This window comes from Neobacillus sp. MER 74 (genome assembly GCF_023714155.1).
Genome location: NZ_JAMAUV010000011.1, coordinates 141,624 through 153,881 on the forward strand (window position 1 = coordinate 141,624; position 12,258 = coordinate 153,881).

Annotated in this window: 11 protein-coding genes; 2 read left to right on the top strand and 9 right to left on the bottom strand. The window is 41.8% G+C overall.

Features of this window, described 5'->3' with window-relative positions; translation table 11 throughout:
• Positions 1-38 precede the first annotated feature (38 nt).
• The 5 genes from M3610_RS18280 to M3610_RS18300 all read right to left on the bottom strand — a co-directional run bounded on the left by M3610_RS18280 (position 39) and on the right by M3610_RS18300 (position 5,298).
• Positions 39-1,046: a MupG family TIM beta-alpha barrel fold protein gene (locus M3610_RS18280; protein WP_251461255.1), complete on the bottom strand. Its 1,008-nt coding sequence runs from the start codon at positions 1,044-1,046 to the stop codon at positions 39-41.
• Positions 1,043-2,404, bottom strand: coding sequence for a PTS transporter subunit EIIC (locus M3610_RS18285; RefSeq protein WP_251461257.1), 1,362 nt, complete (start codon positions 2,402-2,404; stop codon positions 1,043-1,045). Before M3610_RS18285 ends, M3610_RS18280 begins: the two co-directional genes overlap by 4 nt.
• A 95-nt stretch (positions 2,405-2,499) precedes the next feature.
• On the bottom strand, positions 2,500-3,354 hold the full coding sequence (locus M3610_RS18290; RefSeq protein WP_251461258.1) for a MurR/RpiR family transcriptional regulator: 855 nt from the start codon (positions 3,352-3,354) through the stop codon (positions 2,500-2,502).
• 23 nt (positions 3,355-3,377) lie between these two features.
• Positions 3,378-4,286 carry an N-acetylmuramic acid 6-phosphate etherase gene (gene murQ, locus M3610_RS18295; RefSeq protein ID WP_251461259.1) on the bottom strand — a complete coding sequence of 303 codons (909 nt, stop codon included), beginning with the start codon at positions 4,284-4,286 and terminating at the stop codon, positions 3,378-3,380.
• Between the two features lie 148 nt (positions 4,287-4,434).
• The gene (locus tag M3610_RS18300) at positions 4,435-5,298 is read right to left on the bottom strand and encodes an HAD family hydrolase (RefSeq protein WP_251461260.1); all 864 of its coding nucleotides are present in this window, start codon (positions 5,296-5,298) and stop codon (positions 4,435-4,437) included.
• Between the two features lie 595 nt (positions 5,299-5,893).
• On the opposite strand from M3610_RS18300, the gene M3610_RS18305 reads away from it, so the two are divergent.
• On the top strand, positions 5,894-6,079 hold the full coding sequence (locus M3610_RS18305; RefSeq protein ID WP_251461261.1) for a hypothetical protein: 186 nt from the start codon (positions 5,894-5,896) through the stop codon (positions 6,077-6,079).
• An 82-nt stretch (positions 6,080-6,161) separates the two neighbouring features.
• On the opposite strand, the gene M3610_RS18310 is transcribed toward M3610_RS18305, so the two are convergent.
• Positions 6,162-6,959, bottom strand: a complete 798-nt coding sequence (locus M3610_RS18310) for an EcsC family protein (protein ID WP_251461262.1) — start codon at positions 6,957-6,959, stop codon at positions 6,162-6,164.
• Between the two features lie 255 nt (positions 6,960-7,214).
• On the opposite strand from M3610_RS18310, the gene tagU reads away from it, so the two are divergent.
• Positions 7,215-8,147: a polyisoprenyl-teichoic acid--peptidoglycan teichoic acid transferase TagU gene (gene tagU / locus M3610_RS18315; RefSeq protein ID WP_098573933.1), complete on the top strand. Its 933-nt coding sequence runs from the start codon at positions 7,215-7,217 to the stop codon at positions 8,145-8,147.
• A gap of 70 nt (positions 8,148-8,217) precedes the next feature.
• On the opposite strand, the gene scpC is transcribed toward tagU, so the two are convergent.
• The 3 genes from scpC to M3610_RS18330 all read right to left on the bottom strand — a co-directional run bounded on the left by scpC (position 8,218) and on the right by M3610_RS18330 (position 12,255).
• Positions 8,218-9,732, bottom strand: a complete 1,515-nt coding sequence (gene scpC, locus M3610_RS18320; RefSeq protein WP_251461263.1) for a succinyl-CoA:acetate CoA-transferase ScpC — start codon at positions 9,730-9,732, stop codon at positions 8,218-8,220.
• Positions 9,733-9,864: 132 nt separating this feature from the next.
• Positions 9,865-10,509 (bottom strand): LytTR family DNA-binding domain-containing protein, encoded by a 645-nt coding sequence (locus M3610_RS18325; RefSeq protein WP_251461264.1) that lies wholly within the window; start codon positions 10,507-10,509, stop codon positions 9,865-9,867.
• 120 nt (positions 10,510-10,629) lie between these two features.
• The gene (locus M3610_RS18330; protein ID WP_251461266.1) at positions 10,630-12,255 is read right to left on the bottom strand and encodes a mannitol dehydrogenase family protein; all 1,626 of its coding nucleotides are present in this window, start codon (positions 12,253-12,255) and stop codon (positions 10,630-10,632) included.
• Positions 12,256-12,258: the final 3 nt, after the last annotated feature.

Genomic DNA, 12,258 nt, shown 5'->3' on the forward strand with positions numbered 1-12,258 from the left:
AAAAACCAAGGGGCTCCCTTGGTTTTTTGACTTTTATATCATACCCGAATTAACTTGACAAGTTGACCTGGTCGCAGTAAGGAAAGCAACGGCAAGTCTTCCTCCACAACCCTTCCGACCACATTGACTCGCTCATCGGCTGGGAGGTCATGAAGCGTGATTTGGACCTCTCCGCGATAGCGTCCATAGTGATCATTATCTCGAGTAATCGTCCCCAGCGGCCGCTCCACCGTATTCCGAGCGGCGACAGATTCAGAACTTCTCGTATCCATAAGCCTTAGAACATCACGGGAAAAATCAGGGCGGAGCCGGAACTCACCTTCCTGGAAGCCTTCAACTCGGATCGAAACACGATGATGGCAGTCAAAATCGTTTAATTTTTGAAGAAGGTCCACACTTACCTCAGGATCACCAATGTAGACATCCTCCACACCCGCGCGGAACAACTCCAGCGCAGCCCGATACGGATCAACTTCGCGATGATCTTCCAAGGTTGGCAGCCCTTCATACAAAGAGCCGCGTTTCTCACCATCACCTGGAATATACGCACTTACCGGAATCCCATATTTTCTAAAAAGCTCATTTTGCTCCTGAAAAAACGAATCCGATAATCCCGTTTCACGCCTTGGATAGAAATTATGCCAAGCCAGCAGCTGACTAGCCTCTAACCCGCCTTCTAACAGCGCCCGCACATCTTCCTCAAACAAAATGCTCGCATTAAGCGCGAGTTTGAATTCCTTCGCCAGACTCAAAATCGTCTCATTCGCAAAAAAGTCATCCAACCGCAAACCGATAACCCCTAAGGATTTAAGCGAAAATAAACTATCCAATCCTAAATGGGCAGGCGTTCGTGCCGATACATCTGCATACACCTCGATACCAGCCTCTTTTGCTGCCTCAAGCAACTCACACGCACGGCCTGCTAAATCCCCAGACTCTTCTGGGATGTGAAGCGACGTAAATGCCCGCCTCACACCCATTTTCCCAGCAAATCTAATCCGCTCTTCTGCTAAAGGATCATTTAAATAAAAACTAATACCGATCAATCAAACTCACCGGCCATATCATCATTGAAGCCGAATAAATAGGTGAACAAGAACCCAGCTCCATAAGAAATTAATACACCAAGCAGATACAGCAGGACTTGCCCAGTTACGACTAAAAATGCCAGCGGTAAACCAGAAACCCCAACCGCGATAGTTGCCACATGGAAGACAGCCTGGAACGCACCGCCGACACCTGCACCTAGGCAGGCAGTTAAAAATGGACGGCCTAATGGTAAGGTCACACCGAAAATCAGGGGTTCACCAATACCAAGAATTCCTGCAGGAAGACCCCCGCCAATCGCTCTTTTTAAGCGAGTTTTCTTCGTCTTAGCGTAAATCGCAAATGCAGCCCCGACTTGTGCCGCACCACCCATCGCCAAGATTGGCAGAAGCGGGTCATTTCCAAGTGTATTAATTAACTCCAAGTGAATCGGTGTTAATCCTTGATGTAAACCAGTGACAACGAGCGGCAGGAAGGTGGCCCCAAGGACAAATCCAGCCACTACACCACCCACATCAAGCAGTGACGTTAATCCTTTTGTAATCGCATCTGACACAAAACCACCCAACGGCATAAAGACAAGATAAGTAACAATACCAGTAACCAATAAAGCAACCGTTGGTGTGATAAATAGATCAAGCGATTGTGGAACATAACGACGAACTCGTTTTTCAACTAGAGCAATAAAGATGGCGGCAAATAAAACCCCGATTAAACCTCCGCGTCCCGGAAGTAAAGCAGTATCAAACAATTTAATTCCTGCAACCGCAGGGTTAATGATTAAAATACCAGCAATCGCCCCGAGTGCGGGTGAACCACCGAATTCTTTCGCTGCATTGGTACCAACTAAAATGCCAAGGTAACCAAATAAACCGCTGCCAATAACCGATAAAATAGTCGCCAGTTGGGAATCTGCTGCCAGCCAGCCCGCTTGGACAATCGCTTTGGTGATTCCTGTAATCAATCCGGATGCAACTAGTGCAGGGATTAACGGGATGAAAATACTAGAGATTTTTCGTAAAAACAATTTAAACGGTGTCGCATTCTTTTTGTTGATTTCCGCCTTTTTGCTGGCAGCCTTTTCTTTCAAATCAATCCCGCCAGCGTCTTCTATTAATTTACCAAACTCTTCTGTGACTCTATTTACTTTTCCAGGTCCAAGGATAATTTGGAGGGTTTCCTCCTCTACTACGCCCATGACTCCGTCAATTTTCTTAATGGCCGCTTGGTTGACAAGTGCGTCATCCTTTGGTGTCACACGAAGTCTTGTCATACAATGCGTGTAATTGCTAATATTCGCCGGGCCGCCTAGTTGTTCAAGAATCTTTTCTGCTAAAATTTTATTCTCTCCAGCCATTCTTGTTCCCCTTCTCTCCGTTGATTATTTTTTTAGTGAACTTATTTCCTTAAACCTACAAATGGAAAAGCGTTCACATCACCTCCCGAAAAGGACTATTTCCCATCTTTAATAAACCGGATCGCTTCTCTTGTTTTATCAATGGAATGAATCGTATCCTCATATTGGACGGTTGCCATCGACAAGAACAAAATATCCATGATATATAACTGCGCAAGGCGTGAAGAAGTAGCTGCACTTCGAAACGGAGCTTCTCCAGAGTACGCCGTAAACAAGTTAATATCAGCCAAAGCAGAGACCGTTGATTGCCCATATTTCGTTAAACTAATCGTTTTCACGCCGCGCTCTTTGGCAAGTGCCATAACTTTAATGACTTCAGGTGTTTCGCCTGAGTGGGAGATCCCAAACACGAGATCCTCCTTATTGGCATTAGCAATTAACGTGGCAACAAGATGTGTATCCGTAAAAGCGGTTGCATTTTTATGAACCCTAAGGAGCTTTTGCTGTGCGTCCTTTGCGATAATGCTTGAAGCCCCAATTCCAAAAAAATGAACATTTTGTGCAGCAGACAAGGTGTGAACGGCACGTTCCAATTCATCAAAATTAATCATTTCTTCCGAGTCGCGGATGCTTTGGATACTATTGCTTGTTGTCTTCTGGGCGATGGAGAAAAACGATTCACCAGGCTCAATGTCCCGGTACCCTTGCTCCACCGGTTTCACAAGATCGCCTGCAATTCTTACTTTTAAATCCTGAAATCCATTTAAGCCCAAAGATTTACACAGTCTTATCACAGCTGCACCACTTGTATTAGCCTTGGAACCGATGTCATGGACGGTACTGTTTAAAATCACTTGAGGATTTTCAAGAATCAGTTCAGCAATTTTCCGCTCAGAAGCCGGAAGCTGTTCCAACATATTTTGAATCATTTTTAATCCGCCTGCTGCCACACCAAAGACCACCTTTTTTAAAATTACTCTTCTACATGTTGGATTGCCTTTTTCACATATCCATTTGCTTCTATTAATAATTGTTCAGCTTTTTGTTTCGACGTATTCGTCTTAATCATAACGATAGCCGTTTTGACTTGAAGATTGGAGGCTTCAAGTGTTTCCGACGCCTGTTCATAGGAAACCCCGGTAATTTTACGAATAATTCCAATCGCCCGTTCCTTTAATTTCTGGTTACTTACATGAACATCAACCATTAAATTCTCATAGGCTTTTCCTAAAAGAATCATCGAAGAAGTTGAAATCATGTTTAGAATCATCTTATGAGCGGTACCTGACTTCAATCGTGTCGAACCAGTCAGGACCTCTGGACCGACAATAACTTCAATTGCTTGGTCGGCTTCCTGACTAATTGCCGCATTTCTATTGCAAGAAAGGGCAACGGTTTTCGCTCCAATGCTTCGTGCATATCGAAGCGCCCCGATAACATAAGGTGTGCGGCCGCTAGCTGCAATACCAATGACCGTATCATCTTTCGTCAGCCCGATTTCTTTCAAATCGTTCACACCGAATTCCGGCTGATCCTCCGCTCCTTCAACTGCTTTCAAAAAGGCGCGGTCTCCTCCTGCGATAAGTCCTTGGACCATTTCAGGGTCTGTGCTAAAAGTGGGCGGGCATTCTACTGCATCGAGAACCCCTAATCTCCCGCTCGTGCCTGCACCACAATAAATCAGGCGTCCGCCGTTCTTAAAGGACTCAACCACAAATTGGACGGCTGCTTCAATATCCGGTAAAACATCCTTGACTGCTAGTGCGATTAGTTGATCCTGCTCATTCATAATTCGTAAGATGTCACTTGGACTTGCTGTATCTATCTGCATGGACTGCTCGTTGCGAGATTCAGTCGTTAATAATTCAAGATTTTCTGTCATGATCGTTGTCCTCCTGTAAGTCTTTTCTGAGGTGAAAACGGTTACCGTACGTTTATTATATTCCGTTTGAAATTTTATTTCAAGTAATTTATTAAAATAGTGAAATGGTATTTCAAAACACTATTTCACTCTGAGATGATCTAGGGTCTTATTCAAACAAGTAACGACGAATCGCCTTTGCGACCCCTGCCTCGTTATTATTTCCAGTCACCCGATCCGCTAATTGTCTCACCTTTTCAGGTGCATTTCCCATCGCAATTCCGAGGCCGGCAGCTGAGATCATCAGAGCATCGTTAAAATTATCACCAATCGCTGCCGTTTGTGAGAGCGGGATTCCCAACTGCTCAGTAAGTTTAACCAGGGCAGATGCCTTTGTTACACCACTGGGGGTAATTTCTAAATTGATAAAATTAAAACTGCTGCTAATTTCCATTTCCACTGCCTGTTCCTTAAGCCGCCGGGTAAACTCCGGGAGCTTATTCTCATCATCAAATACAGCAATTTTTGTAATGCTCCGCTCCTGCTCCTTCAGGTACTGGTAAAAGTCATCGACGACCTTCACCTGACATTTCTCCCGAACCCTCTGGCAATGTTGAGGTTCTCCCCCAGATGCTTCCAGGGTGGGGATGTTATTTTCAATCCATTTCTCATTCCATTTAGTCACCTCAGGGACGAGGAGTATATCCCCCTCATAAAAATGCGCATAGATGCCCTCCGTCTCACATATTTCCCAAAAGGTCATTAGTGACTCATATGGAAAAACGGATTGCTCGCGGATTTCGCCATCCGCATCCAGCAGAATCGCTCCATTATAAGCAATAATTGGCTCACCGCTAAGCCCAATTGTCCGGGCAATCCATTGCGTGGATAGCGGGGAGCGTCCGCTGCAAATGACAACCTTGCCACCTCGCTTGCGATACTCATGAATCGCCTCGATTGTTTCCACATCAATCTCTTTTTGATCATTTAATAACGTGCCATCTAAGTCTGTTGCTAGTAGTCGATACTTCACTATGTAATCCTCCTCTGTAATATCATTGTATTTTATATTTTTATTAATATTATTGAAATTTAATTTCAATATTACATTGTATCTATTTTTCAGACATTGGTTGCAAGTTCTAAATAATTAATAAAATCTAAACGAATTATTCATAGTTTGTTCATTATTTGAGGGTAAGATAAGTACATGAAGAGGACAAGCACTTACCTTTCTCTTTTTCAAAAACCCCCTTTAATATATTCTGTTTGGATCTGGCACTCGGCCGGATCTATTTTTTTGGAGGGAATTATTATCTGAAATTTACGAATAATTTTATTTTTATTTTTGATGTTATTATGAAATAATTTGTCGAAATATGAGAGACGTTTATTACCAAGCAGTTAGAAATCTCTATTTAAATGCATTGATATACCAATATCATTTACTTTTTTGCTAATATTTTTACTATTAAATTCGGTGTTCACATGAAAAATCCACTATGTTACTATCAAAATGGGCTTGGAATTGTATTATCATTAGAAGACGAAAAAGATGGAATCAAGTCATCATGCCTTCCAAACCAAAGGCAGTAAAAAATAATTTTACGAGGTGTATGATGAAAACAATGGAACGAACTCAAAAGGAAAATATGGAACTTTTAAAGGAAATCGTTCAACTTAAAACAACACTGAGCGAAATATGTAAGCAAGATGGACCAAGCAGCTCGGAATACATCAATCTTTCTATCAAACTTAATACACTTATGCATAAATATTTTGAGGAAAAAGCAGAAATTCTCGTTAGCATTTAATAGGTTTGAATTAAAGTTTTGACGGGATCCCATGACTCTCGCCAAAAGGGACAGCAAAAATATGCTGTCCCCTTTTTTATACCTATTTTTGTTCCAACCTCTCAAGAATCCTTCTTTTCCGGTAAAGCATAATTCCCGTCTCCGCAAGGTCGTTAATCATCGAGCGATTGGTAAATGCCCCAAAAATCATCCCAGCGATAGGCACCATCTGAAACAACTTTTTCCATCCAAACTGGTCCCTGTATGTATATACCACTTCACGCCAGCCTTGCAGCTGCGACATCATTTCACTGGACCCGCTCCCTTGCTGATAATAGCTGGAAAGCTCATTCAGAATCGCTCGTTTACCAACAATATCTGCCGATGAAAACTGCAGACATTTGATCATAAAAATACGTTCGCTTTTCTCATTGGGATCATACCCATGGAGGATGGCGATTTCCTGCAGTGTTTTTAAGGAGATACCCATTAACGCCGGAACATCGAGTGCAAGAGTAAAAATCCCGCCAATTCCTGTGCTTGCTCCTTGGATGGCCGCAAACTTCTTCCGTTGCCCGGTCAGCTCCTGACTCAACTTATCCATAGTAACTAACGGGATATCCTCAATATCCGATACCTGCGTGATGGGCCGGCCCGTTTCTTTTTCAATTTTTTCAAAGAGATTATGTTCTTTCATTAAATAGCTGCCACCATTCTGAATATAGGAGCCGATTTCTTCTAGCAAATTACCAACTTTGTTATGGATGAATTGAGGAGTTATTTTATCAAGAATCTTAAATGGAAGTCTGCCTAGTCGATCCCAAATCCACAGATCACTCTGATCATTTTCCCACTTCTCAATGACCTTTAGTTCGTTTAACAAATCTTCTCGTGTTTCCATGTAATGCGGTCACCCTCGTTCGTTTATTTATGAATACATACGTATGAGATGGGGGAAGGTTTCACGGCTGATACTTTGGGGATAGTCATAATCAACCAGAATACTGCGACTTAATTCATTATTATCCCCATTTTCCCACCCCTAATTCCTAGGAGTTCCGACACATTTTGACAATAGCAACGGAAAACCGACGACTTTCGAACACTTTTATCGTATGATATGAACAACTGATTGTGATAGTTTGGAGGTTTATGAATGCGATTGAAAAAAAGGAAACGAAAACTTAGAAAATGGGTAAAGGTGACCGGCACAATCCTTCTACTACTGTTAATTGGCGGCGGAATCTATGGATCCACTGTCTATAAATCTTTCAAAAATGCTGTTGCTGCGATGCATCAGCCGATGGAACGTGAAAAATCTGAAAAACGTGAGGAACCCGTTTCGCTTAAGGAAAAAGATCCTTTTTCGGTTTTAATGCTTGGTGTGGACGAGCGAGAAGGAGACTCAGGCCGCTCTGACACCATGATTGTATTAACCGTTAATCCCAACAATAATTCCGTAAAAATGCTAAGCATTCCACGCGATACTCGAACTGAAATTATTGGAAAAGGGACGGAGGATAAAATTAACCACGCCTACGCCTTTGGAGGGATCCCCATGGCGCTGGATACCGTCGAAAACTTTCTGGATATACCAATTGACTATTATATAGAGGTTAATATGAAAGGCTTCACGGGGATGGTCGATGCCGTTGGCGGTATAACGGTCAATAATGACTTAGATTTCACCCAAGATGGATACCATTTTCCTGAAGGAGAATTGACGCTAAACGGTAAAAAAGCGTTAAGCTATACAAGAATGAGAAAACAAGACCCTCGAGGCGACTTTGGCCGGCAAATCAGACAGCGTCAAATTATTGAAGGGGTAATTAAAGAAGGAGCAAGTTTATCCAGCTTAACTAAGTTTTCCGGTATATTTGCCGTCCTTGGCAAAAATGTAAAAACAAACCTGACGTTTGATCAAATGGTAGCTATTCAAAAAGGTTATAAACATGTTGGATCATCCATTGAGCAAATGGAGATAGAAGAAGAAGGAACAAGAATCGATAACATTTATTATGGATTGGTTTCAGAAGAAGAAATCCAACGGGTTCAAAAGGAATTAAAGTCAGAACTAGAAATTAAGTAAATAAATGCTGAATGGAGATTTTCTCCATTCAGCTTTTTTCAGAGTTACCATAATCGTAGCAAATGTAAATCTATAACGTTTCTAATACCGCTTCAAGCATCGTTCCATTTTTGGCATAATTCGTATGCCAAGAAAAAGCTTTTTCTAAAACATGAGGAGTTTGCCCGCCTCTTGTTAGTGCTTCCTGGTAATAGGCTCGTAGCTGATCGCGATACATTGGATGCGCACAATTCTCAATAATCTTCTCCACCCTTTCCCTTGGTGCCAATCCTCTTAGGTCAGCATATCCTTGTTCAGTGACGATCACATCAACATCGTGTTCAGTATGGTCTACATGAGAGACAAAAGGCACAATGCTTGAAATATTACCGGCTTTTGCAATGGATTTAGTGACAAAGATAGCTAGACGGGCATTTCTTGCAAAATCTCCAGAACCACCTATACCGTTCATCATTCTTGCACCCGAAACATGAGTGGAATTGATATTTCCGTAGATATCCAATTCTAAAGCCGTATTTATGGAGATTAATCCCAGGCGGCGAATGATTTCGGGATGATTCGAAATTTCCTGCGGGCGCATCATTAATTTATTACGATACTGTTCAAAATTGGAAAATACCTGCTGGTGTTTTGCTTCAGAAAGCGTGATGGAGCAACAAGAAGCAAAGCGTACTTTTCCAGCATCCATGAGATCAAACACCGCATCCTGTAACACCTCCGAATAGACTACCAAATCTTCAAACTCTGAATCTAACATTCCATGCAGGACAGCATTAGCCACCGAACCAATACCCGATTGTATTGGCGCTAGACGTTCCGTTAATCGGCCTGTCTTTACCTCTTTTCGAAGAAAATCTATTAAATGCTGTGCCATGATCTCTGTATCTTCATCTGGTGGAACAATTGTCGATGGCGAATCAAGCTGGTCTGTAAACACAATCCCCTTTACTTTTTCAACATCAATCGGAATGCCAATCATTCCAATTCGATCATCAGGTTTAACGAGCGGTATAGGAAGCCTTGATCCTTGTTTTCCAGGTTCATATAAATCGTGCAATCCTTCTAGCTGTGGAGATTGAGCCATATTGATCTCAATAATAATAGATTTGGCATTTAAGGCGAACGATAAGGAATTTCCAATCGAAGTGGTTGGAATCACCATTCCCTCCTCTGTTATTGCAACCGCTTCCAAAATAGCGACATCTATATTCAGTACATCGGACCGAATCAACTCTGCTGTGTGGGACAAATGCTGATCAACAAATAAAAAGTCACCCTGATTGATTCCTCTTCTCATAGTGGCATCGGCTTGGAAAGGCAATCTTTTTCCTAATATCCCCGCTTCAGCAAATAATTTATCAACATCGGACCCTAAGGAGGCTCCTGTATAGACATTGACTTTAAACCATTCATCATCCTTTACTCGGTTGACCAACGCCACTGGTACCGCTTTCACATCACCTGCACGTGTAAACCCACTCAACCCCAACGTCATTCCGTTTTCAATCCAGGCAGCTGCCTCTTCAGCAGTAACCACTCGATCTCTTAGACGAGAATCTCTTATTCGCTCCACATGTTTCTCCATAAACAAATCCCTCGCTTCGTAAATAAGTATTATCCTCATTTTACCTATTTACATCATCAAGATGAGAAATTATGGAGTATGATACGAAATATTCTGATAAAACAGCAAATTTAGGCTCTAAGGCAGAAATATCTAGAAACCTAGAAGTTTTCGAAAATAACTAGAGTAGGACTGGCTAACGGGTACCCGCTCACCATTATCCATAGAGAGTAAAAAGGTCGAATGAGTATCAGGATGAATCTCTTTAATATGATTAACATTCACAATAAATGAGCGATGGCATCTAATAAAGGAATCCTTCGGAAGCAGATATTCAAATTCTTGCAGGGAGTATTTATGAGTGCCTGACACCACTTCTGAATAAACACTCGTCTTCTTATCTTTGGATTCTAAATAAACGACCTTTGAAAAAGGAATGGGAATCCAGCCATCCAATGTTTTCACGGTAACGACTGATTTCCCATCTGTTAAAGCAGGATAAATCGCTGTTACACACCCCTCAAGCTGTCCATTATGTAAAAATGGGACCGCCATTCCATGATAAGGAATACCAAAAACATCCCGGTTAATAAACTCAGAGACCTTTTGACCCGTCACCAATGCATTATAGGCAATCGTCCCTTCCTTTACAGGGTCTCCAGGGCTTATTTTTAAATCAATTCGTTTACTTGGCCGATAGTAGATATATTCTTTTGTATTCGAAACCGCAATGGATATTTCATCTGAAAATAATTCACCGATGGTCTCTAGCAGTGATCCTATAGTTATTTCTTTCATACGATTAGCACCTCATTGATTATTATACTACTATCATGAACACCAAGTTGAACTGAATTGGATTTTAAAAAAAAGTGACTCAAAAACTTGTTGTCCAAGTCTCTGAGTCACTTGTTTCAGTTATACATGGATTTGATGATGCAATGTCGTTCTAACTGCGCCCGGTCCTTTGATTAGCTGCTTGAAGAATTCTTCCACTTTTTCCCCCAAGCCAACTTCATACAAATCTATACCAAAGATTCTTTGGTTGGAGAGAATGGGCCGTAAATGACTACCGACTGAATCAGCGTTACCAAATTCCACCTTTTGAAGGTGTAACTGTAAATCTTCTAAAAGCGGATCCGGACTAATGTTCATTTCTTTCCCCGCATCATTTATGCCCAACAGATAACGGCACCAAGCAGCAATCGTTAATGGGATAAATGATAAATCATTGACATCGAGGTCTTCTCTTTCTAGATATAATTTAATCGTTTCCCCAAAGCGAATTCCCAGCTTCTGTGATGTATCGGACGCAATTCGTTGTGGTGTGTCGGGAATATTAGGATTTGGAAAACGGACTTCAATGACTTCTTTTATAAATTCCATTGGATCAATAATTCCAGGGTCAGTGACAACTTTCATCCCTTCATCATAGCCGATTTTTTCTACTAATGCTTTTAAATCAGCATCCTTCATTTCATCCGCAATCGAGGTATACTCAAGTAAGCAGCCAAAGATTGCTAAGGCGGTATGAAGGGGATTTAAACAGGTACACACTTTCATTCGTTCGACAAGGTCGACCACTACCTGGTCGGTAAAGTAGACGCCTGCTTTTTCTAACGCCGGTCTTCCGTTTGGAAAACGGTCCTCAATTACGAGGTATTCAGATTCCTCGGTATTCACAAATGGAGCCACGAGCGACCCATTTTTTCTTTTTGGAATGAGTTCGGCACTGCCAAATCCGATGTCTTTTAACTTTTCTTGTACGGTTACAGAAGGAAGCGGGGTAATCTTATCGATCATACTCCAAGGGAAGGTGATGTTCGATTCATCATTCAAATAATCGATAAATCCCTGCTCAACCACACCATTTTCCTTCCATATCGAAGCAACCGTCATAATAGCCTCTTTCAGCTTATCTCCATTATGGGAGAAATTATCTGTACTTACGAGTGCTAACGGAGCTTTTCCACAATTGTATCTCTCATGTAAAAGCGATGCCAGCAAAATCATCGTATGTTGACTCGGCTGATCCTGTCCCTGCTCGATTTCTTCACGTACCGACGCTCGAATCTCCCCATTCATATCCTTTAAGTCATACCCTTTTTCGGTGATCGAAAGGGAAATGAATTGCAGGGATGGATGACTTGCCACTTCTTTTAAACGCTCCCAAGAAGATGGGCCGTTATAGGTTGCAATACTTTCAGCCACACTTGCGATTACTTCCATATCTAATGAGCCATCCGCTTTCATGACAACATCGAGGCTTAAATTATCATAAGGTTGATAGATTTTTTGAATCAAGGCATCATCGGAGGTGGAAGCTACAATGATCCCTTTATTGGTTTCATTCTGCTCAATCAAATGCTGCTGTAACACAGAATGGAACGCTCTAAAAAGATTTCCGCCGCCGAAATGTAACCAGATCGGTTCCTTTTTCGTTTCTTCCCAAACTTCTTCAAAATTAAAGGAGGGAGTCTTAATCCCGATCTTTTCAAATTGATCCTTATTGGTTTTTAGCTGGTCTTTTTCTAGTAATAGCAATGC